This is a genomic window from Sulfurospirillum barnesii SES-3 (assembly GCF_000265295.1).
Taxonomy (GTDB): domain Bacteria; phylum Campylobacterota; class Campylobacteria; order Campylobacterales; family Sulfurospirillaceae; genus Sulfurospirillum; species Sulfurospirillum barnesii.
Window position 1 is genome coordinate 704,703 of record NC_018002.1, and the last position, 25,719, is coordinate 730,421.

Genomic DNA, 25,719 nt, shown 5'->3' on the forward strand with positions numbered 1-25,719 from the left:
GAGATAATGTAATGAACATAAAGTCTAAGGCTTAGAGACTTTTTGCCATGGATAAAAATTCATTTGCAATGCGTGAGAGACGTTTATCTTTTCGATAGGCCAAGACGGCTGTTCTTTGAAGTAGTGGCTCATCAATGTTAAAGAGCATGAGTTTATCGGCTTTATCTTCTTTGATAAATTGAGGCAAGGTAAAACACGCACCAATGCCTGAAACGACAATGGAATTGGCAATATCAAACGTCTCTGTTTCACACATAATGTGTGGCTCAAAACCTGCTTTTTTAAAGATTTTATCGTAAATAGGTCTGCTTCGCTGGCTCTCTTTAGGCAAAATAAATTTCTCATTTTTGAGGTCACTCAGAGCAATCAGTGGGTAACCTTTGGCTCTTTTTTTGGCTTTTTGCGCCAGAGGATGCGTGATAGGCAATGCCAAAAGTGCTTGCTCTTCCTTCAAGATTTTATAATTTAACTCCGTGGAACTCAGAGGCAAAATAAGGGTTGCAATGTCAATGTCTCCATCAAGGAGCATTTTTTCAAGTTTGAGTGTGGAAAAGACTTGAGAGACTTTAATGTCCGCATTGGGAAATTTTTTATAAAACAAAGAGAGAGCATTGGGAATAAAATGATACCCTGTCTGTGAAAATCCCAGCCGTAATTTTCCATTTTCAAAGCCTGTGACATCCCGCATTTGTATGTTTAAATCATTGTAAAGTTCTATGATGGCATTGGCTTTTGTCAGGTAAACTTCTCCAGCATGGGTTAAACTGATGGGTGTTGTGGTGCGATCAAAGAGGGGAACACCCAACTGCTTTTCTACGGTATTAATGCTTTGGCTTAGAGAAGGTTGTGCCATTTTAAGTTTATGTGCCGCCTTGGTAAAGCTTTTTAATTTTGCAACCATGACCACACATTCTATCTGCTTTAAACTCATTTAAAACCCCTTTATTAGCATATTTTTAGAAGATATTTTATTATAGGAAAAACCTATGAGAAGATATCAAAAATCTACTTTGACTTATGAATAAAAGTGTATTAGTATTTTGCTGTCATTAAATTTAAAATGTATCTTGAAAATATAATTTTAGATTTATAAAACCATTGAGAGGAAATCTTATGAGTGAGCAGTTTACCAGAAGGGAATTTCTGCAGTCAGCCTGTATTACCATGGGTGCTTTGGCTGCAAGTACAACGGGCGTTGAAAAAGCATTTGCGGCTTCTTCACCTTCAACCAATACATCAGGTATTCCAACCTGTGATGTATTAATTATTGGCTCAGGGGCTGCGGGTCTTCGAGCTGCGGTTGCCGCACGAAAGAAAAATCCAAAGCTAAGTGTTGTGGTCGTGAGCAAGGTGATGCCTACACGAAGTGCAACCAGTATGGCAGAGGGTGGTATTAACGGGGTCATTGATTTTAGTGAGGGTGATTCATTTGAATTGCACGCTAAAGATACGGTTAAAGGAGGAGATTATCTAGTTGATCAAGATAGCGCTCTTAAATTTGCAACGTATGCCAGTGAAGCAATTCATGAACTGGATTATATAGGTATGCCATTTTCTCGAAATGCAAAAGGTCAAGTGGATAGACGTTATGCAGGCGGTGCTTCTAAAATTCGCTGTAATTTCGCCAAAGATAAAACAGGACAGATTTTAACACACACCTGTTTGGACGATGCACTTAAAAACGGGGTTAAGTTTTTGATGGAACATCAGATGCTCGAGTTAAGTATCGAGAATGGAAATTGTGAGGGTGTGGTGCTTCGCAATATTAGAACAGGTGATATTGCTCCTGTGCGTGCCAAATCGGTCGTTTTAGCCACAGGCGGGTATACCCGTGTGTTTTGGAATCGTACCTCAACACCGTATATCGCAACAGGCGATGGTGCAGCAGCAGTCTTGCGTGCAGGTTTAGCGTTTAAAGACCCTGAGATGCTTCAATTCCACCCAACAGGTGTTTGCCATGGTGGAGCACTTATTACCGAAGCCGCACGTGGCGAGGGTGGCATCTTGCTCAACAATCAAGGTGAGCGTTTGATGAAACGTTATGTGCCTAACAAAATGGAACTAGCTCCTCGTGACATTGTCTCCCGCTCCATTGAAACAGAGATTCGTGAAGGACGTGGTTTTGGGCATGACATGGAAGCGTATGTTCTTCTTGATGTAACGCATCTTGGCGAAGAAAAAATCATGAGAAACTTACCACAAATTCGCCATGTCGGGCTCTTGTTTGAAAATATAGACCTTGTGAAACAGCCTATTCCTATCCGTCCAACGGCACACTACTCTATGGGTGGTATTCACGTTACCAGCATTGATACGATGGCAACAACAGCGCCTGGTCTTTTTGCCGCAGGTGAAGCCTCATGTGTTTCTATTCATGGTGCAAATCGTTTGGGTGGTAACTCACTGTGCGATACCAATGTCACAGGAAAAATTGCAGGTATTAATGCCGCAGAGTACGCAAGTAAAGCAGATTTTGGGTCTGGAAAACGCCTCAAAGATTTAACATTAAAATGGATTAGCCATTTTAAAGAGATTACAGGTTCAGGCAAAGGCAATGTGAACGACATGTATGCGCTTCGTGAAGAGATGGGCGCTGCCAACTGGTATAACATGGGTATCTTTAGAACCGAGTCTAAATTGCTTGCACTTGCGGATAAACATGCTGAATTTCAAGCACGTTATGAAGCGCTTCGTATCCCCAATGCCAACCCAATTTTCAACACAGCCTATACAGAGTATATCGAGCTTGGTAACTTGTTGCTTGCCTCTCGTGCTGCACTGATGGGTGCGACAGCGCGCAAGGAATCACGTGGGTCTCATTACCGTGAGGATTACTTAAAACGTGATGATGCCAATTTCTTAAAACACACGATGGTCACAATGGATGAGAGCGGTAAAATGCACTTAGCTTGGAAAGATGTTGTGGTGGGTCAGTTTAAAATTGAAGAGAGGAAATACTAATGAAATTTATCATTGATCGCTTTGATGGCAAAAGAAATTATCAACAAACCTATACCGTAGAGAAAAAAGATATTGAGGCCTTAACACTTTTAGGTGTCTTGCTTTTAATTAAACAAACGCAAGACATTACCCTTAATTTTACAGCATCGTGTCGTATGGCGATTTGTGGGGCGTGTTCTGTGCGTGTCAATGGACACTCTTATCTTGCGTGTGATACCAAAATGACAGAGTTGTTTGAAGAGTATAAAGATATGGAGACTTTTAGAATCTCTCCTTTGGCAAATTTTACGGTCATTTCAGATTTAGCGGTGGATTGGGAGCCAGCCATTGAGAATCTTCGTAAAGTTAAACCAGGTTTGGTCGCAAAATCGGAATTTTCAGAAAAAGAGGGATGTCGTCAAAATCAAGAAGAGTATGACCGCATCGAGAAGCAGTGGGATTGTATCTTGTGTGGAAGCTGTGCTTCTGAGTGTAACAAACTCTCTGCGGATAGAAGTGACTACATGGAGCCTTTCGTCTACACTAGAGCATGGAAAGTTGCCAATGATTCACGCTCTAAAGATCCGATGATTCATGTAAAGCCTGCGGTTGCCAATGGTTTATGGAATTGTGTGCATTGTCAAGAGTGTATTAGCCGTTGCCCCAAACACATCAGCTCAGCCGATGATATTGCAGGTTTAACCGTTCTTGCCATCAAAAAAGGACTCACCAGTGGTTTAGGACCAGCACACGCTAAAGCGTTTCATACCGACCTCGTTGAAGGCTCTGGTCGCTTAAATGAAATCTATTTGGCACTCAGAACCGAGGGTGTGAGCACGGTTGCAAGAACAGGGATGGCTATTACGTTGATGCGTGCTGGAAAAATGAACCCGCTGGAAATCTTTGGTGGACATACCATCGAAGGACATAAAGATTTAGTAAAAATGATTAAAGCAGCCAAAGCTGCAACAAAGGAGTAAGGTATGCAAAAAGAATTTGCTTTTTTCCCTGGATGCGTGCTTTCACAAGCTGCGATTGAATCAAAAATGTCGATTGAAGCGATAGCCCCAGCGCTGGGCATTACGCTTAAAGAAATTAATGGATGGAGTTGTTGTGGTGCTTCACAAGCACAAAAAGTTGACCCTCTAGCAACTTTAGTAGCGAATGCGAGAAACCTAGCGTTGGCAGAAAAGATGAATTTGCCTGTGCTCACCACATGCAGTACCTGTTTATTGATGTTGCGTCGTGCCAAAGCGGAGTTAGATGGTGGTCAAAAAGAGCGTATCAATACCTTTTTGGCACAGGGCAATATGCAATACAAAGGAACAAGCGAAGTAACAAGCCTTTTATGGCTCTTAGCGCAAAATGTGGAAGAGTTAAAAAGCAAAGTGAAAAAGCCACTCTCAAACCTAAAAGTCGCAGTATTTTATGGTTGCCATAGCATTAGACCTGCAAAAGATTTGGGATTTGAGAGTTCGACCACTCCAACTAGTTTTGAGACAGTGGTCAAAGCCTTAGGCGCACAGGTTGTTCCTTTTGAAAAGCGTTTAAATTGTTGTGGTTTTCATGCGGTTTATCCTGCGGAGAAGTCTGCGATGAAAATGACCAGTGGCATCGTCAACAGTGCGGCTAAAAGTGAAGCACACTGTGTGGTAACACCGTGCCCATTGTGTCAAATGCAACTTGATATTTATCAAGAAGATGCGCAAGATATCGCCAAATCCAATGTGCGTTTACCTGTATTGCACCTCTCTCAATTAGTGGGACTTGCACTAGGCATTCCTGCTAAAAAATTGGGTCTTGATCATAACGTGATTGATGCGAGTAAATTAGGATAATGCTTGATAAGAGGTAACCGTGTGTTACCTCTTTCTCCTTTGATATTTATGGTGAAAGGACACCCATGACTCTCTCAAGACAACTGCTTGTAATGCTCATCTCTGCAATTTTAGGCGCTTCCATTATCTTTGGTATCAGTCTTATGAAAATGGATCAGATTTATACAACCACAACATCGTGTCAACAGACAACACTGCCCAGTGTATTACTGCTTGATGATATGCAACGAGGGTTTTATCGTATCAGACTTTTATTGTGGGAACATATAGGAACGGAAGTCAGTAATAAAGAAGAGATAAAAGTATTGGATGAGCGATACGCTACCTACCGAAGAGAGTTTGAAACCAATTTAAAAAACTACGCACTCTTTGCAAGCGATGATAAAGATAAAGAGATTTATGAAAAAGAGAAACAACTTTATGCCATTTACATCGCAATGGCAGATAAAGTCTTGCAACTCTCACGAGAAGATAAAAAAGCAGAAGCCAAAAACTTTATGCTTAAAAATAGAAAGATGTCACGTAATTTAACCGATACCATTGATGAGCAGATGACGTATAATAAAACAGCTTCGGAAAATAATGCTCTTTTAGCGCAAGAGACCAAATACCATGCACGTTTGCAGATGATAGGCATTATTCTTTTGGTTGTCATTTTAACTACGATGCTCAGTTATCTTATTTATAAAAATATTATGCAAGGCGTTTATCTTATTCACAATAGTATTAGCCATTTTGTCAAGGATAAAAACCTAAAATTTAGAATTGACTATGCAAAAAACAATGAAATCAAAGAGATTGTTGAGAGTTTTAATGATTTGATTATCACCTTAGAACATACGATTACAGATGCTAAACATGCATCCAATGAAAATGCCTCTGTCTCCCATGAACTCAGTACCACAAGTATGGAAATCGGCAAAAATGCAGAGCAGAGTTCACGAATTGTTGAGGAGGCTATTTCTGAGATAGAAACTGTTAAACGGTTTGTCCAGCAGACAGCTAAACTCTCTGAATCGATGAAAGAGGAGATTGGGGATGCTGGCTATAAGCTCAATTGTGCCAAAGAGGAGATGATGGCTTTGCGTCACGAAGTGGATAGGGCAACGCTCGCAGAAACTACTTTAGCAGGACAATTGGAGCAGATGAGTCAGGATGCTGAACAAGTGAAACAAATTTTAACCGTTATCTCTGAGATTGCAGACCAAACCAATCTTTTAGCACTCAATGCTGCCATTGAAGCAGCACGTGCGGGTGAGCATGGCAGAGGCTTTGCTGTGGTTGCTGATGAGGTGCGAAAATTGGCGGAGCGTACCCAAACATCACTCACAGAGATTAATGCGACGATTAATGTTATCGTTCAGTCCATCGTGAATGCCTCTTCGCAAATGAGTCAAAATGCCAAAAATATTCAGCACCTTTTAGTGGTCTCTAATGCCGTGGAAAGTACCATCGTAGATACGTCTGAGGTCATGCAAAAGAGTATTGTAGCGGTGAGTGAGAGTACGCAACATTCTCAAAAAATAGCAACCGATACGGATAAAATTGTTGATAGGGTTGCCAACATTAATACCCTGACTTCGCATAATGCAAGAAGTGTTGAGGAGATAGCCTCTGCTGCTGACCACCTGTCCCGTTTGGCGGAGACATTAAACAGTAAGCTTTTACAATTTCAATAAAAAAAGTGCGCTCTAAAGGAATAAAGAATGGAAGTGATGTGGTTTGGACTGATTAGTTTTTGCACGTCACTCATTACTGGGGTGATTGGCGTGGGTGGAGGTTTGCTGTTAATCGCCATTTTGCCACATTTCTTGCCTACCAATGCACTCATTCCTGTGCATGGCTTGACGCAAATCGCCAGTAATGTCTCACGAACTTACTTTGGATGGAAGGATGTTCAACTAGAAGTTGTTCCTAAATTTTTTATAGGCTCTCTTCTTGGCGTGAGTGTTTTTACGTTGTTACTAAACCAAATAACCCTCTCTTCTATTCCTTTATTGATAGGTGTTTATATTTTAGTATCGTTATGGTCTCCATGGTTTAATGCAAAGATAATGAAGTATGAAAACTATTATTTGATTGGCTTTTTGCAAACAGGGCTCTCGGTTGTCGTTGGAACAACAGGGCAACTGGCAATTGCAAAATTACTCAAAGACTTTAACGATGCCAATAAAGTGGTTGCCACATCCGCACTGTTGATGAGCATAACACATCTCTTAAAATCCGTGGTATTTATCTACTTTGGGTTTGTTTTTTTTGATTATGCGGGGCTGATTTTTGTGATGATGATTGGCTCTGTTTTAGGCTCTTATGCGGGAACAAAACTGAGGCATAAACTAGAGAGTAAAACGTTGATGTTTCTCTTAAAATTATTGCTCTCTGCGTTAGCGCTCAAAAGTATTGTAAAGACGATATTCGCAGGATAATGGTTTTACATGTAACGTGTTTTGTAGTTTTTTAGAGATGTTAAATGGTACACACGATGGTAAAACACGCTCCAAAATATTCCTCTTGTTCAAAGTGAAAATATCGATTTTCGACGGTTAGTTTCCCTCCAATATGTTCATGAATAATCTGCTTTGCAATGTAAAGCCCAATGCCAGCTCCCTCTTTTTTGGTGCTAAAATGTGGGTTGAAAATACGATGGATAATTTTCTCAGGCACCCCACCACCGTTATCTTGAATGGTGATGCTAAACGCTTTATCGCTTTGATGGGTTTTAATAAGAATGATTTTTTCGCCATTTTTTTGATCGTTTAGAACATCTTTGGCGTTCATCAAGATATTAAGAATAACATGTTCAAACTCTCCTTGATAACTCTCTAGTGTGTGGGTGCTTTGCATCTGATGGATCATTACAATATCATCGAGTTTGAGGGTTTTTTCCATCAAGCGAATCATATGTTCAATGGATGTTACGACATCAAACGTGTGTGTATTGTTTTTTAGACTAAAAAAGTTTTTAAAAATATCAATCGTATCCGCCATTTTTGCGATTAACGTACGAGCAGCCTTCGTCTCTTTTTCAAGCAATTCGTGTGTCAGAAGATTTTTATGGTAAGCAAACTCAAATTTTTGCAAAACAAGCCCTAATTCATTCAAAGGTTGCTTCCACTGGTGCGCAATGGTGGCTATCATTTCTCCCATAACGGCATATTTGGAAACATTGATGGCAGGGGTGAGAAGATTTTTAAAAACAAAAAAACTATACAGACCAAAAAAGCCTAAAAGCGCTAATGCCAAAAGCGATGTCACATACTTAATCTCTTTAGAAGCGGTATCAAATTCTTCAAGATACGCAGACGAGACAACGTACCAGCCAAGTTCAGGGATTTGTTCTATCCATGCAATTTTATCGTAACTATAATGCTCAAGGTCATCAGGTTTGTTCCACTGATAAATCAGTTCTTTTGTCGTGGTGGCTTTTTCTATTAACTCATCAAAGATTAATTTTCCCGTAGCAGGATTTTTGATGGTTTTAAACGTGTGCCCTTCAATCTCTTTGTTAGGATTAATCAGCATCGTACCGTTTGCGTCAAAAAGAAAAAGATAGCCTGTTTTGCCGATGCGTGTTTTTTGGACAATTTCGCTGAGTTGAAGCATCAGCGTTGCTTTTCGTTTATCAATCTCTGCTTGAATATCATCGATATACGCACCTGACATCACCACCATTTCCCACGGAGAAAAATCTTTAATAAAAACCAACTTTTCATGCCCAATGCTATCTTCGGGATTTTTTTTCCAAAAATACCTGTAAAAGCCCTCTCCATATTCATCAATAATCGCGTGAATGTCTGGAATGATTGCCTTACCTCTCATATCACCCATGTTACTCATGTCCATACTGTTCATGTAAGGATGAGAGACCAAGACATTGTTATACGTGCTAATGTAAAAATAGCCATCCCCACTATGGCGTAGTTTTGAAATGAGTTGCAAGACTTCTTTTTGATTGTTTTGGATGGCTTCTTGTGAGAGATTTTGCGTGGAAGATGCTTCATGTTTTGCTTGCAAAAGAGAGATGACCATATTGACCGCATTGGTTAGTTTGTCTTTGTGCTGTTGGAGTGCTAACGCCTCATACATCGTCACATCTCTATGGGTATTTTGCGCAAGGAGCACGACTTTTGAGAGCACTTCGTGCGCATTTTTTTCTTCTAGTTTTCGTGTGACATGGTGCATTTTTGGAAGAATAAACACATAAATCGCCAAAGTGTAGAGAATAATAATGCCCAAAACAGCAAGCATGGCTTTTAAAAAGAGTCTGGATTTAAACATGCATACCAATCTTATAACCAACACCTGAGAGGTTAATGATAATACCTTTGGTTGTTTTTTTTCGGATGGATTTGACGATGGTGCGCACAAGCTCCAAGGAGGGGTTTTGGGTGGAGAGATGGTGCATGAGCGTTGCATAAGGGACAATCTCATTTTTGTGGGTGATGAGATATTCAAGCAGTTCGATTTCTTGATTGCTTAATGTAATGGAGTGCTCTTCTGCTAAAATCTTTTTGGTGTTAAAATCATAATGAAATAGATTGCAAAGGGTGACTTTTTTATCTTTGGATGCTAACTCATCTAAAGCCGCATCCAAGGCTTTGGAAAAATGAACCATGTCAAGCGATGTGATAGCACTCATTTTTGCAGATAAAAAAGAGAGCTGTTTTTGCTCATAAAGTCTCTCACATGCAAGGCGTAGTTTTTCAAACAAAAGTGTCACATCAACAGGTTTAAGCACATAACTAAACACACCCAATTCAATCGCTTCAAGCAAATATTCTTGATCATTATAGGCAGTGGTGAGCAAGCAGGCAACGTTTGGGTTGATCTGTTTGATTTTTCGAATCATCTCAAGCCCATCCATCTTTGGCATATGAATATCACTCATAACCACATCAATTGTAGGTTCATTTTGGAAGAGCATGAGTCCTTCTTCCCCTGTGGTCGCAACGAAAACTTTTTTGAAACTATTTTCCAAATAGTAACGAAGGTTGTTTCTCGTTCCTTCTTCATCTTCTACGTATAAAATGGAGAGATTTTCAAGATTTTTCATGGGGGAATGGTAACATAAAACTCTTTTCATTTTATGCCATTAATTATTTATTTTAAGTGCTCTTCATTTTTTCTTCATTTTTTTCCATTATGATTTTTGAAAATAAAATAGTATAGTTTCTTCAGAAGATGTTTTTATGGGAAACTGGACGGATTTGGGTTAGTATGTTTGCATTGTAATGAAATGCTTAATATATGAAATATTCCTAGAAGGATGGTTTTTGTGGACAGAGAAGAACATGCTTTAAAAATTGTTAAGAACTACATGTGGTGGTCGATGGGTGCAGGGCTTATTCCTGTTCCGTTTGTTGATCTAGCAGCTGTTACTGGTATTCAGCTTAAAATGCTCTCTGATATATCAAAGTGCTATGATATGGAATTTTCAGAACATAAGGGCAAGTCTATTATTGCTGCACTTTTAGGCTCCGTTGTCCCAAACCAGCTTTCAAAAGGTTCTTTAGGCAGCCTTTTAAAAATGGTTCCTGTTGTAGGTCCTGTGTTGAGTGGTTTGTCAATGTCTATATTTTCTGGAGCTAGCGGATATGCTTTAGGAAAAGTATTTATTCAGCACTATGAATCGGGTGGAACTTTCCTTACCTTTGATCCTGAAAAAGTAAGAAACTATTATAAAGAGTCCTTTGAACGAGGTATGGAAGTAGCTGAAAAGTTCGAACAGGGACAAAGTGCCCAATCCGAACAAGCAAAGATATAATATTTTGAAAAATTATTTCAACAATAGTTCGATTCAATTTCTTCAAAAAGAATCAAGAGGTGTTAATCAAAAACTGATTGTTATAATAGTGCTCTCAGGCATTTCAAATGCGCTTCTTCTTGCTATTGTAAATGCGTCAATAACGCCCGAGTTTTTAAAAAACCCTGAAACAAAATACTTTTTTATTTTTGCTTTGTGTATAGGCCTTTTTATATACTCTCTACGTTATTTGATGTATAACTCAAGCGAGATTATAGAAGAAGCAGTCGATAAAGTACGAACCCGTCTGGTTGACAAAATTTTGATGTGCGATCTAAGAACCCTTGAGGAAATTGGGGATTCTGATGTATACACACGAATAAGCAGAGAAACCGCTTCCATTTCACAGAATATGCGTTCTATCTTCATGGCAGCACAGTCTGCATTTATGGTCGTTTTTACCGTACTTTATATTTCATTTATCTCTTTTCAGGCATTTTTGATAAGTGCGGCTATGATTCTTTTTGCCACTTTTATCTATCTTCGAAACAGAAAAGTGCTAGAACAGCATCTGCATGAATCTTCACAAGAAGAAGACGAGCTTTTTAGCACTATTACCGATGTTCTCAATGGCTTTAAAGAGCTGAAGATGAACCGCAAAAAAAGCAAAGATGTCAGAGACTATTTTTATCAAAAATCTGGGGGTGTAAGGCGGACACGAACGAATGTCATGCTTGAATATGCCAACAATTATGTTTTCTCTGAAACATTTTTTTATATTTTGATTGGAACAATTGTTTTTATTTTGCCTGTACTTGCTTCCAACTTTGAAGAGAACATTGTCAAGGTTGTAACGGCCATTTTATTTCTTATTGGTCCCCTCACAAATACAGTGATGCAGATTCCTATTTTGTCACAAGTTGGTCTTTCGGTCAATAATATCTATACGCTAGAAGAGCGCATCGATACACTTGTTCAAGGAAGCGACATTTGTGCGGATGAAGAGATTAAAGATGCGGCTGCATTTGGGAGTATTCAGTTTGAAAATGTTGAATTTTCTTACAATACACCTGATGGAGCACACTCTTTCTCTGCAGGTCCTTTTAGTTTTAGCATTAATAAAGGAGAAGTACTTTTTATTGTTGGTGGCAATGGTAGTGGTAAAACAACGCTGATGAAGCTAATGACAGCACTCTATTTCCCCAACAAGGGGCGTATTTTGTTGGATAATATAGTTGTTACTAAAGAAAATTCTCAAAGCTATAGGGAACTCTTTTCGGTCATTTTCTCCGAATTTCATTTGTTCAAAAAACTTTATGGACTCAGCAAAACTGACCCAGAACAGGTTACCAAACTGCTTAAACTCATGGAAATAGACCACAAAACCGACTATAAAAATGGAGCCTTCACAAATATAAATCTTTCTACGGGCCAACGAAAAAGGCTCGCTCTTATTGTTACGTACCTCGAAGATAAAGAAATTTATATGTTTGATGAATGGGCGGCAGATCAGGACCCCCATTTTAGAAAATATTTTTACCATACTTTGGTACCTGAGCTTAAAAAGAGAGGCAAAACAGTCATTGCTGTTTCTCATGATGATAGGTATTTTGGTGAGGCTGACAGGGTGCTTGGAATGGATTATGGAAAAATCACAGAGATAAGATCAAATCGGAGTGAAATATGAACGAAGAGACACACGTGCTGCAACCAAAAAAAATAGGTGGCAGAATAAAAAAATATTTAAAAGAACAAAAGCCTTATTTTGTGATACTGCTATTTATCATAGCATCTCTTTTCGTTTTTTATTTTGAGATGATGTTCATTTCTATAAAACCAGGTGAACAAGGTGTTTTGTGGCGACGATTTGGTGGTGGTACCGTAGTAGAAAAAACCTACGATGAAGGACTACACATCATCTGGCCTTTTGATAAAATGTATATTTATAGCATTAGAAAGCAAAAGATTAGCGATACCATTCGCGTACTGACCGTCAATGGTCTTACGATAGAAATTGAATATGCTGTTATCTATTTTCCTAATTATTCGCTGCTTCCTATGTTGCACCAAAGAGTGGGACCAGATTACCCCTCAACCATTATTTTTCCTGAGGTACGTTCTGTCATTAGAACAGTTATTGGACAAAATCGACCAGAAGATATTTATACGGCGCAAAAACTGATTCAGGCAAGGATTTCAGCCCTTTCCAAAACAAGGCTCGAATCTCGTTTTATTGATCTAGATTATGTTCCAATAGAACGAATAAGTCTTCCCGTAAAAATATCAGATGCTATTGAATCCAAATTAGCACAACAACAACTCTCTGAGGAGTATGAATTTAGGCTTGATGTGGCTGGAAAAGAGGCAGAACGTAAAAAAGTAGAGGCTGTGGGAATCTCTAGTTACAATACCATTATTGAAAAAAGTATAGACCAAAAAATTCTTGACTGGCAGGGGATTGTTGCAACAAGGGAGCTTGCTACGTCCAATAATGCTAAGGTTGTTGTTATTGGGGCTGGTGAAAAAGGGCTCCCTCTTATTTTGGGTCAATAGGTTTCATATGATGAAATTTTTTCTCAGTGTGATTACCGTGTTCGGTGTTGTGATATACCTTAGTATTCCCAAAACCTCCTATCATTTTGGCGAATTACGAACAAAAACCTTAAAAGATGGATTAGTAACAGATTTGAAGGTTGGTGTCGTATGGCCTTTTTCTACAACGAACAATCTTTTCAAAGAGGGGATTGAGCTGGCGGTTGAGGAAATTAATGAAAAAGGCATTCACGGCAGAAAGTTCAATATCGTATACAAAGACACCGCATCAGATCAGAAAAAAGCGATAAAAATTGCTAAAGAGTTCGTAGAAACACCTGATATGTTCGCCGTGATGGGACATTATGACAGCAATACCGTTGCCAAAACATCCATTAGTTACGAGCGAGCAAAACTGTTTTATATCAATACGGGAGCCCTTGGTTCTTTTCTTTCAGAACATAACTTTAATTATTTTGTGAGAACAAGCATGAATACAGACATGCTTGCTAAGAAAATGGTTTTGGCTCTGAGTAAAGAGGGTTATAAAATGGTTTATCATATCACGCAAGAAGACTCCTACGGGCAAGACATTGCGTTTAATTTTAAAAATTATTTGGATTTTATGGATATGAGAATATGCCGCTCAGATTCGTATTTTAGATGGGATAAAAAGTTTCATAAGATCATCTATGACTTAAGAGGTGAAAATTGTGATGTTGTGTTTGTTGCTGGTTATGAACCATGGGCGTGGAAATTCCTTAGTGATATGAGAGATATGGGTGTAACACTCCCTTTTGTTGCAGCCGCAACATCTATAGATTCACTGATGGAAATTGCTCCCAAAGCTGCGGAAGGAGCAATGTTCTACACATACTATGATCCACACTCTAATGACTCTAATAATGTTAAATTTTATAACACCTTTAAAAAGAAGTACGGTATGGAACCTGATGTGTATGCCGCAACGGGATACGATTCAATCAAAATGTTGGCAGAAGCAATAGAACGTACCAAGTCCATAGATCCCCTGAATTTGGTTTATTACTTCAAATACATCATGCACCATGTTGGTGTCAATGGGACGTATAGCTTTACATCCAAAGGAGAGGTTCGTGAAAGACCGTTTTACCTTATGAAAGTTGAAAATGGCAAAGGTGTAATGGTACGTTCTCTTGAGCCCGATTACAATGTAGATGATTGATAATGAGGGGAACAGATGCTTAATATATACGCACTTTCATCACCACAAGAGGCTATATATATTGACTCCCTTTTGTATAGTGAAACCACAAAATATACTATGGGTGGCTTTGCTCTCTTAAGTGGTCGGATTGATGTTGAGATATTTAAAAAAGCCCATGCCATTACACTGACCCTTCACGATGTATTTCTTTCCAAAATAGAGACAAGGCATGGGAAAATTGTACAAAGCTCTCCACATGAACCATATGGGGTATATTTTAAGGATTTTTCCACTTCCGTTGATTCATACAGGGCAGGTGTTGAGTTCATTCTTGAAGATTTTTCTCATCCCATACCCATCAATGCATACCCCCTTGCAGCAGATATGCTACTCAAAGTGAATGAAGAGCTTTATATTTGGTACACCAAACTGCATCATATTATGAACGACGCATTTGGTCATGCTCTTTTTGCAGAAACTTTATCTGAAATTTATACAGCTTTGTTTTATAAGCAAGAGTTGCCAGTAAAAGAAAGGCACAGATACGTTGATTTTGTTGAAGATGACAACGCATATCTCCATTCCGAAACCTTTTTAAAAGATGCAGCATTTTGGATGGAGAAGTTTAAGACTCTACCTGAACCTATTTCTTTTTCAGGTTCAAAAGATGGACTTTGTGAGCAAGAAGCATTAAAAACGGAAAGAATGACATTAACACTTAGCAGATTGTGTTACAACGATATGCTCAGGATTTGTAGCGAAAATAGTTTTACCTCCTTTCATTTTCTTCTTGCCGTTCTTTATACGTATTTGTATAGAACAAAAAACCGCAACGATATTGTTATTGGCATGCCCATTCTTAATCGCAATAATAAAAAATTTAGAAACACTTCGGGTATGTTTATGGGTATGATACCCCTTCGTATTAAAATGGAAGAGGGTATGAGTTTTATGGATCTAGCGCTTGGTATAAGCCGTGAACTTAGGGAGTGTTATCGGCATCAGCGTTACCCTCTTGGTCAGATAATAAAGGATTGCCGTAGCAAAGAGGGGTTTTATGGTAACATTTTTGATATAACATTTGTGTACCGTAAACTTTCCTATGATAAGAAGTTTGGAAAAACTCTTATGCGCATGCAAATACTTGATACAAAAGCGAGGGAAGAATCCTTTTCCGTTGAAGTAGATGAGTTTGACGATGGCGATGTGAATCTTTTTTTTAATTACAATCCGTATGTTATTCCTCCAGAAGAGGCAGAACAGATGGTTAGAGGGTTTGAAACCCTTTTTTTAGATGTTGCAATGATGGAAGATAAGCCTCTTAAAGAGCTTAGAATTATGCCTGAAAGAGTGAGGTGTGGGGTTTTTGGAGAAAAAATTAACTTTCCTAAAAAGCGATTTGAAGAAATCTTTGCACAGACATGTATGCAGTATGGCGCTAAAGAAGCCGTAAAATACAAAGACACTACTCTTACATACGTTGAATTAGATGGCTTCTCTTCAGGCATCGCCAAAAAACTAAGAGACGATTTTGGGCTACAAAAAGGTGACAGGGTTGTTTGTGTTCTTGAGCGTACTCACATTGTGCCAGTGGTGATACTTGCCCTTTTTAAAATGGGGTGTGTGTATGTTCCAGCCGATACGTCCCTTCCTAAAGATCGTATCAATTACATGGTAAATGATTGTGCAGCAAAGCTAATTATCAGTTCAGCTCCTCTTGAAGCAGAGGTTTGCGTCTATATACCCGATACTCTAGTTTCAGGCTTTTTTGCACCCATAGAGAGTTTAAATGCTGAAGATGATGCTTATATCATATACACTTCTGGAACAACAGGTCGTCCTAAAGGGGTTGTTGTACCGCATCAAGGAATAGTCAATACGGTGTTGTCACAAGCAAGTCAATGGGAGGGTGGTAAGCATGCCAATGTTCTCCAATTTGCTTCTTTAGGATTTGATGCCTCCTTGTCAGAGATTGGGATGGCGCTCCTTAGTGGCGCATCCTTAAAGATCGTGCCAAAGCAGACAATTCTAAGTCCTGCTGAGTTTATAGATTTTATGAACAAAGAAAAGGTTACAGTAGCAACATTGCCTCCTTCTTATCTGAGTTCATTAGGGTTCCCTGAATTTTTTTATCTTAAAAGCTTAATAACCGCAGGTGAATCACCCATAGAAAAAGATGTTCTTTTTTACAAAAACCTCTGTCGTGTCATCAACGCATACGGACCCACAGAAATATCAGTGTGCGCAAGTTGGTACGAAATCCCCAAAGACTATTGTGGGGGCGCTGTTCCCATAGGAAAAGCAATTGATAATGCACATATTTATATTTTGGATGATAACCTCAACCCCCTTCCGCTTGGTTCTGTGGGGCAGATATGTGTAGGAGGAGCAGGTGTTACTAGGGGATACCTTAATAATCCAGAACTAACGCAGCAAACATTTCAAAAAGACCTCTTTTTTGAGGGGCAGAAAATGTATCTAACGGGGGATATGGGGAAAATTAATGCTGATGGTAACCTTGTGTTTTTAGGAAGAAAAGATGCACAGATTAAGCTTAGGGGTTATCGCATTGAGCCAGAAGAGGTAGCACGTGTGATGGAGGGGCTTTCTTTTATAGATGCCACATCCATTGATGTTCACGACGAAGGTGAAAGCAAAAGCCTTGTAGCGTATTACACTGCAAAAAATGTAGTTGATGTTGCGTATATTAAAAAGGCACTTTTGGAAAAATTACCTCCTTATATGATTCCCTCATTTTTTATACATGTAAAAGAATTTCCTCTTAATGTTAGTGGGAAAATAGACAAAAAAGCACTCAAAGGGGCATTTAAAAAAATACCTTCTTCTACAAAAGAGCTCCAACTTCCGCTAAGTGAAACAGAGCAGAATGTTTCTCGTGTGTGGTCAGAAATTCTTGAGATAGATCACTTTGAAACGGATACAAACTTTTTTGATTTAGGTGGGCATTCTTTGCATGCGATTAAGGTCATGAGCAAACTGTTCACTCTCTTTGGTGTGCGCATTGGGTTAAGGGAGTTTTTTGCAGACCCAACGCTTAAGGGTATTGCTTCTATTCTGGACAAAAGGAGCGGCAATAAAGAGAAAAAAATCGCAAATCTTGCATTGCCACATACCAGAGCGTTAAGTCCATCGGAAAGACGTATTTGGGTGTTTTGCGCAATGCAAGGTAGCTCTTCTGCTTATAATATGCCTCTTCTCATGGACATTGAAGGAGAGGTGGATGTAGGTGCGCTAAACAGTGCTCTTAAGCTTATTCTCTCACGGCATGATATTTTAAGAACCTATTATGAAGAAGAAAGGGCTGTGTGCCACATCAAAAGTGAGTGCATGTTTGAAGTTCAAGAAATCGTCACCAAAAACCTCACTGAGGCACTCTTGCATGAGATTGATGAACCTTTCAATTTATACGATGCGCCCCTTTTCAGGTTGAAGATATTGACTGATGGAACCAAAAAAACATTGAGCTTCGTGATTCATCACATCATTTCAGACGGTTGGTCGCTTCAAGTGTTGATGAACGAATTGCTTCAAGCCTACGAAGCGGTGAAAAAAAGAGAAGTGCCCGAGCTTTCACCAACAAATGTTTCTTACGCCTCTTATGCCACATGGTTAGAGAGTGAAGAGTATCAAGAGCTTGCGAGGTCGGATAGAGCTTATTGGCTTGAGCGCTTTAAGCATATGCCTCCTGAGTTGGAATTGCCGATAGATTTTTCACGAGGTTCGATGCTTAGTTTCAAAGGTGCATCCATTCACAGAGATTTTGAATTGCGTTGGGATGCTATTTCGCATAAGGCAGCGACCCTTGATACAACACCTTTTACACTCTTTCTTGCAGCACTTTATGGGGTGTTGCATACCTATTCAAGCTCAACAGATATTGTAATTGGTTCTCCTGTCTCAGGGCGGATTCATCCTGATATTCAAAAAACATGTGGCATTTTCATAAACACGCTCCCACTTAGGGTAACCTTTAGTCCTACAGAAAACTTTTTAACCCTAGTAGCCAGAACAAAAACAGCCATCACCGAAGGGCATGATCATCAACTATACCCCTTTGATAGGCTTGTTAATGAACTTGAACTTGCTAGAAGAACAGACCATCAGCCTCTTTTTGATGTTATGCTCTTGCTTCAAGATACGGTTGAAGAGACAATGCAAGCACACGATTTTACGCTTAAAGCAAGAGGGCTTGAGAGCTCTAATTCACATTTTGATATGACATTTTTTATCAGTCAAATGGGTGGTAATATTCGTCTTGACATTGAGTACAACACCTCTTTATTTACGAAAGAAAGTGCCCTACGTTTTGCTCGGCACTATGAAAATTATCTTAAAAATGCGCTGCGTCAACCCAGCACTATGCTCTTGGATATACGTTGTATAACCCCTGAAGAAACGAACTTCTTAGCGCAGGTTTCAAAAGGGTTGCGCAGAAATCTTCCTCAAAAAAGCTTTATCCACTGTTTTCTTGAACAAGCCCAGAAGTTTCCTTACAAAGAGGCAGTGGTAACGCCTTTGGGTCGGTTTAGCTATGCAGATATTGCGCAAAAAGCCATTGCCATCGCTGCTGATATTCAAAGCGCTGGTATCGAAAAAGGTGATTTTGTAGGTCTTACATGTAAAAGGGATGAAAACTTAGTAGCAGGAATGCTTGGGATTATGATGAGTGGTGCAAGTTATGTTTTTATGTCTGCTGAACTGCCTGAAAAAAGGTTTGCTAAAATTGTAAAAACTGCCCATATTAAAAGGGTATATGCATCCACGGAAGTTCCCTTTGTTATTCAAAATATCACACGTAGGATCGATGATGTAGCGCCTGTGGCGTTTGTGCCAGATTCTTTTTCTACGATGGCATATTGCATTTTTACTTCTGGCACAACAGGGGAGCCAAAGGGAGTGCTCATCACAAGGGAAAACCTAGAAAACCTTGTTTTTGCAACCGATATAGAAATCTACAAACAAAGCGATAAAACTTTACGTGAATTGTGTGCTGTCTCAGGTGCTTTTGACGTTTCGATTAAGCAAGTTTGTGCGGCCCTTTCTTGCGGACACACCCTTTGTATGCCAGACGATACAACGCTGTATGACCCTTTTTTACTTCTTGAGTTCATTAAAAAAGAGCAGATTCATCTGCTGGATATATCGCCCTCTCTTTTACTGATGCTTATGGAAGTAGGGCTTTGTGAAACGCCATTACCCTATGTTAAAAAACTGCTCATAGGCTCTGAAGCTGTTCAGTTTTCTGTGATAAAACGATTTATGCATGCCCATCCAAACGTAGAGGTTTTCAATTGTTATGGTCCTAGTGAATGCACCGTTGAGTCTGTGAGACTAAAGATAGAGGCAACACGAGAATACCCTCATATTCTCCCCATAGGTCACCCCTGCCTTAACAGCAATGCTTATGTGCTTGATACGCATATGAACCTTTGTTGCGAAGGTGTTTATGGGGAAATCCATCTTGGTGGGGCATGTGTGGGGGCAGGATACAGTAACGAGACAAAAAATCGGTTTACATATTTTGAGAATGAACGTGTCTATGCAACAGGCGATATAGGTCGCTATAACCGTTTTGGCGAGATAGAAATTGCGGGGAGAAAAGATACTCAGCTTAAAATAAGAGGGTATCGTATTGAGCCAGAGGAGATAGAACATTGCATTCTTTTAGCACCAGGTGTTGCCTTGGCTAGTATTGCAGTTTTCAAACAAGGCACTTTGGATGAGATGGCAGCCTTTTACACAGGAACAGCAGACCCAGAAGAGGTTAAAAAACATGTCGCTTACTTTGTGCCTTCTTATGCCTTGCCTGCAGTCTTTAAGAAAATAGATAAAATGCCACTCAGTGCAGGTGGCAAAATAGATAAAAAGGCACTCTTAGCAGAGCTTGTCTTTAACGAAAAACAACCAGTTCAACCCGAAGGACTTCATCTCGAAATTGCATCCTTATGGCACGACCTTCTGGGTCATTCTGGTTTTGGCATGGAAGATACATTCTTTGATGCTGGAGGAAATTCTGTTTTGCTGGTTCAACTTTACAGTAGGCTGAATAAGGCCTATCCAGATGTTTTTACCCTAGCAGGTCTTTTTTCCAAAAGCAGTATTGAAGCTCAAGCCGAAGCCATTAAAGTATATTCTATGACAGATACTTTGATAGAGGGAATCACACTCCCCTCTCATGCCCTTAGTCGTGAGGCAAAAGGCAATACAAGGCTTTCATCGGCATTACATGTAACGTTGAGTATTCCTCAGGCATCGGCTTATGCGATGTACCTTATGTTCGAGCTTTATGGCATAGAAGACGGGGTGAGTGCTGTTATTAAAAAAGGTATTTGCTATCTTTGCCGTGTCAATCTTCGTGGGGTTGAAGATATAGATGCGCTTATAAAAAGATGTGCGGACAATTTAGAGGATTCAAAAAGCATACGACCACGAGAAGGATGTATCCCCTTAGTGTTATGTGATAGTGAAATTTTAGCAGAGGAGTACGTCGCTCAAAATGGTATTGTTTTTGTGATGCAAAACGGTTTTGTTGAGGGGTATTTTTCTGAAAAAATAGACAGCAATGAAGCTGTTAAGATAATGGAGACGTTTATCATGATTATACAGGCAGCCTCATGAAAAAAAAACTTGACCTTAAAAATGCCATAAAGCCAGATATTGAAATCAAAAGCGAAGCTTTAAAAGGAGATGTGGCTGTTGTGGGTATTGGTATACGTGTAGGAGACATCGTGGGGCCAGAAGATTTTTTTGATGCGCTGCTGCGTCAAAGAGAATTTGTTAAAAAACCTTCATGGCAGAGGATGAAAGACACAGAAGTGTTTGCTGAGACATCTTCTCAAGAATTTGCAGAGCTTGCTTACATTGAAGAACACGATAGGTTTGACAACAGATTTTTCAAAATTCCACCGCACAAAGCTGAGCTTATGGATCCACAAGAGAAGATTCTGCTTCAGTGTGCTGTTGAAGCGGCAGAAGATGCTGGCTTAGGGGGTGATGCTCTTAGTGGAACAAAAACCGTTGTGTTTGCTGGTGGCATGGGAAGCTTTTTTGTGTATGAGAATGCTCTTAAAGACATGAGCGATGTCAACACACTTCTTGAACTCTTAACCCCTTCCATGAGTGCCGCTAGAATTGCTCATTTTATGAATCTTAAAGGTGGCGCAACGGTTGTTGACACGGCTTGTTCCTCTTCCCTTGCCGCTATTTTTTATGCTTATCGTGCTGTTGCTTCGGGTGAATATTCGGCTGCTTTTGCTGTTGCTTCAAAGCTCATTCTTAAACCCTTTGCGTATTCAGGCGTAGAGATAGCCTCTAAAGATGGACGTACAAGAGCATTCGATAAAGAGGCTAGCGGAACGGGAGGCGGAGAAGCTGCGGCGGCTGTTGTCCTTAAATCTTTGGAGCGAGCACTGAGCGATGGGGATGACATTTATGCCGTTATCAAAGCAGGATCATTGAATCATAATGGTTTTTCTGTAAACATTACAGCCCCTGATGCAAAGGCGCAAACAGAACTCATCACGTCAGCATGGCGCAATGCGCAGATAAAGCCTGAGGAAATTAATTTTATAGAAGCCCATGGAACAGCAACAAAAATAGGCGACGCCATAGAGATAGAAGCATTGAATGCAGCCTTTAGAAGATACACTGACAAAAAAGCATTTTGTACGGTTGGCTCTGTCAAATCAAACGTTGGTCATACGGATAATGCCGCAGGAATCGTGGGGTTTATTAAAGCCGTTCTTTCTGTTAAAAATAGAATCTATCCTGCGACTGTTCACTTTAATGAGCCTCATCCAGCAGTTGATTTTAATGGCTCACCCGTCTACGCTACAGGGGTAAATGTTCCACTCCAAAGTCCCATCATTACAGCAGGCGTTAGTGCATTTGGGCTTAGTGGAACCAATGTGCATATGGTGCTTCAGAATGCACCACAAAAAAAACAATTACCCAGACCGCTTCCCCCTTATATTTTTGCGCTTTCGGCAAAAACAGAAATATCCCTTGATATGCTTATCCAAAAATGGGCAAAATCAAAGCTTAATGCTTATCATCCTGCTGATATTTCAGCAACGCTTCTTCATGGAAGAGGGCACTATGAAGTGCGTGTGGCTTTTGTTTTTAATACATCTGAAGAACTCTTAGAAAAACTTCAAAAGCTTACTACTAAAGAGCCGTGCGATGTTTTTCAAGGGGTACACAGTATTGTCAAGGATGTGCGCAATCTTAAAGAAGGTGCGCTGAGCGTTGAAAAAGCCAAAGAAATAGGGCATGCAATGAAAAACGCCTTGAAGCAAGGTGATTTTGAGTCCGCACTCGCACTGTATGTAAAAGGGGCAGAACCATCGTTTGATGGTGTTTTTAAAGATGCTTATACATCAAAGTTACACTTGCCTGTCTATGCTTTTGAAGCTACTCGTAGATGGTTTTCTCATCAAAAGGAGGTACGTTTTAGTCTTTCAGGTACGGATAGGGTTACAACAGGTGTTTTTACGGTTTTTAGATCGTTTATCTCTTTTACATCAGATTCACTGGTGGGTGAACATAGCGTTGGTGATAAATGCGTTATGCCTGCTAGTGGGATTATAGATCAAATTTTTGATGCTGCAGAAAAGCACTATGGTCATTTGGAGTATCGCATTGAAGCATTAAAGCTTCTTACTTTTTTGGAGATACCCAAAGAGGGTAGCTCCGAGGTGGTTATTCATGTCTCAACGACCCAAGACGCTGAAGAGTGTTCGCTTATGCAGAACATAGGGGGTAGCTGGAAAGTGTGTGCTCAGTGGAGGATGCATAAGGGAAAATCTTTGCCTTTAAAATCCAAAGAAACAGATATTGAAAACAGATACCCTGAAAAATATTTCTCAAAAGAGAGATTTGCAAACCAAATGGGTGGTGTTGTTGTAAGCGATAAATGGAACTGCATTGAGTATGCAGGCAAAAGGGGTGAGTCAGCAGCTTCTATTTTACAAGTTCCTAGGGATGATAGGAGCTTTTCAGGAGCCTTTTTATTTTACCCGCCTATGGCAGATGCCGCACTGAATTTTCATCCTGAGGCTAAAAATGGTATCCCCGCATCGTTTGGTCGAATAGAGTTTTTTAAGCCTTTGGGTACAGCATGTCTCTCTTTTGCCAAACTTAAAGAAAAGAGCGATAAGTATGTGGTCTTGAGCATTGTTATTACGGATAACAATGGTGAACCATGCGTTGTGATTGATGATTATACGCTAAGACTTTCTACGAGTGAGGGGTATCTGCACAAAAAAGTATGGAATTCTTTAGGGAAGATTGCTCCAAAAGTGTTCGAAGATGTTTTTGTATTTGAGGAAAGTGATGCTGAAAAGCCCCTCTTTCAAGAAAGACTCAAGCAAATTTATTCAGTAGCATCTGTACGCATTGTATACAAAGTAAATACTCTCAACAAGCCTGAAAAAACATTGCGTACTCTTTTTGACTTTTTGTGCTCTCTTTCAAAAATGGAAGGTAAGATAGAGCTTATTATCTCAGCAGATGAGAGGACACACTTGCTTCATGGTGCTATGGCGGCGATGGGTCGAACCTTTGAATTTGAACATCCTTGTGCAAGATTCCGATTTGTTGAAACGTATGAAGAGAGCATTAATCTTTTTGATGTGTTTCATTTTCAAGGATTTAGATTTAGGGTTTCTAATGGGACTCTCCAGAGGTTGGAGATTGAAGAGTGTGGTATAGGGCAAGGGTTGGAGTTAAAAAACGGTGGTCAATATCTTATTACAGGGGGACTTGGTGGATTAGGTCTTTTTACTGCAGAATATGTGTCTAAAAAAGTTGATTGTGCATTCGTTTTGATGTCCCGTAGTGGATTTGCACCACAAGATGAGTGGAATTATCTCTCTGAGTTAAAAGGCATATCTGCGGATATTATAGAAAAGATACAAAAAGTAAAAAACAACCATTGTTCAGTGACAATTTTTAAAGGAGATGTCTCTTTGGAGCGTGATCTTGCACGCCTTAAAGAACAATTTGGTCATTTTGATGGGATTTTTCATGCCGCAGGTTCTGCTACAGAGAGGTTTTTTATCAAAAATGATTTAAACGCTTTTTTAAGAACAGTGTTACCAAAGGTCAGAGGAACACTTAACGTGCTTGAGATGTTTCAAGATACTGGTTTTTTTCTGCTCTTCTCATCGCTTTCTGGCTTGACATCGGCACCTGGTCAAGCAGGCTATTGTGCTGCAAATGCTTTTATGGATTCTTTGGCAGAAGATATGCCTGAAAAAATTCTTTCCGTGGGTTGGCCACGATGGAGTGAAGTTGGCATGGCAATTGGACTTACTAGCAAGGGGGATGATTATGAAGCTATAAACTTAAAAGAAGCATCTAGGATACTGGATATTCTTCCTGCGGGGGGATATGTTGCTGTTGGCAAAAGTCATGCGCCACTGAGACCTTTACTAGAAGAAGCCTCAGTGTTAAAAAGCTCACTCGTTGCTTCTGCAAAAACGAAGATGAGTAAGAGCGTTGAACTAACAGGTGCAGAATCATTTACGCACATGCAAATAGATATTGGTACTATCTGGGCGGGTGAACTTGGATATGAAACAATTGATATTTATGAGGATTACGAAGATTTAGGTGGAGATTCGATTGCATCTCTTTCCATTCATGAAAAATTAGAAAAGAGCTTAGGCATAAGTCTTTCTTTTTCGGAGTTGTTTGAAAATAAAACAATTGCCACTATGGCTCAATACCTTGAGCAAAAAATTCACCAAAAGAATAAGCCAACAAAGGAGGATAATATCCTTGTTTTGAGGCAAAAAGGTGAACGAAAGATTATCTGTTTTCCACCAGGGACAGTTATGGGAAATGTTTACGCTGGGGTAGCAACGGCTTTGAGTGGTTATGCGGTTTATGCTTTGAATTATATTCAGTCGAAGAATCCCCCAGAGTTGTTTGCAGATATGACAGAGTCCGTTCAGCCAGAAGGTGAACTGATTTTACTAGGGTATTCTGTGGGGGGCAATTTAGCCTATGAAACAGCGAAGGTTCTTGAAAAAAGAGGCAGAAGGATTAGAGCACTTATCTTTTTGGACAACTTTCGACGACTTGAGCTTTTTGAACAAAGTGATGAAGCATACCAAAGGGGAGCAAGGGAGTATTTGAGCATTCTTGAAAAAACACAAGGAAGCGACTTAGATAAAGAGGAGATTCTAGCAAGAATTGAACACTACGACAGATTCATTGATTCAAGACGTGAACAAGATCTTATTAGTGCTCCAATTTATCTTATAAAGGCTGAAAAAAGTGCTGCCAATGCCCCAATGAAAATCTCACAAGATGCATGGGGTGAGCTTACAACGCATTTTGAAATCTTTCAAGGAGATGGAAAACACATGGAGATGCTTTTTGGTGAATACTTCGAAAAAAATATTGAGATTATAAGAAGTATTTTAAACACATTAAAGTAATTGCTATTTATC

General features: G+C 39.7%; 14 protein-coding genes. 11 read left to right on the forward strand and 3 right to left on the reverse strand.

Features of this window, described 5'->3' with window-relative positions; all coding sequences use genetic code 11:
• Nucleotides 1-31 precede the first annotated feature (31 nt).
• Nucleotides 32-931 carry a LysR family transcriptional regulator gene (locus SULBA_RS03650; protein WP_014768921.1) on the reverse strand — a complete coding sequence of 300 codons (900 nt, stop codon included), beginning with the start codon at nt 929-931 and terminating at the stop codon, nt 32-34.
• A 182-nt stretch (nt 932-1,113) separates the two neighbouring features.
• Between SULBA_RS03650 and sdhA the strand changes: the two genes are divergently transcribed.
• The 5 genes from sdhA to SULBA_RS03675 all read left to right on the forward strand — a co-directional run bounded on the left by sdhA (nt 1,114) and on the right by SULBA_RS03675 (nt 7,204).
• On the forward strand, nt 1,114-2,961 hold the full coding sequence (gene sdhA / locus SULBA_RS03655) for an 8-methylmenaquinol:fumarate reductase flavoprotein subunit (protein WP_014768922.1): 1,848 nt from the start codon (nt 1,114-1,116) through the stop codon (nt 2,959-2,961).
• Complete coding sequence (gene sdhB, locus SULBA_RS03660) at nt 2,961-3,920, forward strand: 8-methylmenaquinol:fumarate reductase iron-sulfur subunit (RefSeq protein ID WP_014768923.1); 960 nt, start codon at nt 2,961-2,963, stop codon at nt 3,918-3,920. Before sdhA ends, sdhB begins: the two co-directional genes overlap by 1 nt.
• A 3-nt stretch (nt 3,921-3,923) precedes the next feature.
• Nucleotides 3,924-4,778 carry an 8-methylmenaquinol:fumarate reductase membrane anchor subunit gene (sdhE, locus tag SULBA_RS03665; RefSeq protein ID WP_014768924.1) on the forward strand — a complete coding sequence of 285 codons (855 nt, stop codon included), beginning with the start codon at nt 3,924-3,926 and terminating at the stop codon, nt 4,776-4,778.
• Nucleotides 4,779-4,843: 65 nt separating this feature from the next.
• The gene (locus tag SULBA_RS13245; protein WP_014768925.1) at nt 4,844-6,457 is read left to right on the forward strand and encodes a methyl-accepting chemotaxis protein; all 1,614 of its coding nucleotides are present in this window, start codon (nt 4,844-4,846) and stop codon (nt 6,455-6,457) included.
• Nucleotides 6,458-6,484: 27 nt separating this feature from the next.
• Nucleotides 6,485-7,204, forward strand: coding sequence for a sulfite exporter TauE/SafE family protein (locus SULBA_RS03675; protein WP_014768926.1), 720 nt, complete (start codon nt 6,485-6,487; stop codon nt 7,202-7,204).
• 40 nt (nt 7,205-7,244) lie between these two features.
• Here SULBA_RS03675 and SULBA_RS03680 read toward each other — a convergent pair whose 3' ends face one another.
• Complete coding sequence (locus SULBA_RS03680; protein WP_014768927.1) at nt 7,245-9,056, reverse strand: sensor histidine kinase; 1,812 nt, start codon at nt 9,054-9,056, stop codon at nt 7,245-7,247.
• Nucleotides 9,049-9,861 (reverse strand): response regulator, encoded by an 813-nt coding sequence (locus SULBA_RS03685; RefSeq protein WP_083834381.1) that lies wholly within the window; start codon nt 9,859-9,861, stop codon nt 9,049-9,051. The genes SULBA_RS03680 and SULBA_RS03685 overlap by 8 nt, the downstream gene beginning before the upstream one ends.
• Nucleotides 9,862-10,044: 183 nt before the next feature.
• On the opposite strand from SULBA_RS03685, the gene SULBA_RS03690 reads away from it, so the two are divergent.
• From SULBA_RS03690 to SULBA_RS03715, 6 genes are read left to right on the forward strand one after another with little or no spacing between them, the layout of a single operon-like run.
• Complete coding sequence (locus SULBA_RS03690; RefSeq protein WP_041671789.1) at nt 10,045-10,542, forward strand: YcjF family protein; 498 nt, start codon at nt 10,045-10,047, stop codon at nt 10,540-10,542.
• Nucleotides 10,543-10,546: 4 nt separating this feature from the next.
• Nucleotides 10,547-12,208, forward strand: coding sequence for a cyclic peptide export ABC transporter (locus SULBA_RS03695; RefSeq protein ID WP_156790509.1), 1,662 nt, complete (start codon nt 10,547-10,549; stop codon nt 12,206-12,208).
• On the forward strand, nt 12,205-13,074 hold the full coding sequence (locus SULBA_RS03700; RefSeq protein ID WP_014768931.1) for a prohibitin family protein: 870 nt from the start codon (nt 12,205-12,207) through the stop codon (nt 13,072-13,074). Before SULBA_RS03695 ends, SULBA_RS03700 begins: the two co-directional genes overlap by 4 nt.
• A gap of 7 nt (nt 13,075-13,081) precedes the next feature.
• Nucleotides 13,082-14,257 carry an ABC transporter substrate-binding protein gene (locus tag SULBA_RS03705; RefSeq protein ID WP_014768932.1) on the forward strand — a complete coding sequence of 392 codons (1,176 nt, stop codon included), beginning with the start codon at nt 13,082-13,084 and terminating at the stop codon, nt 14,255-14,257.
• A gap of 15 nt (nt 14,258-14,272) precedes the next feature.
• The gene (locus tag SULBA_RS03710; RefSeq protein WP_014768933.1) at nt 14,273-20,878 is read left to right on the forward strand and encodes a non-ribosomal peptide synthetase; all 6,606 of its coding nucleotides are present in this window, start codon (nt 14,273-14,275) and stop codon (nt 20,876-20,878) included.
• Nucleotides 20,875-25,707 (forward strand): beta-ketoacyl synthase N-terminal-like domain-containing protein, encoded by a 4,833-nt coding sequence (locus SULBA_RS03715; protein WP_014768934.1) that lies wholly within the window; start codon nt 20,875-20,877, stop codon nt 25,705-25,707. Before SULBA_RS03710 ends, SULBA_RS03715 begins: the two co-directional genes overlap by 4 nt.
• The last annotated feature ends 12 nt before the right edge of the window (nt 25,708-25,719 follow it).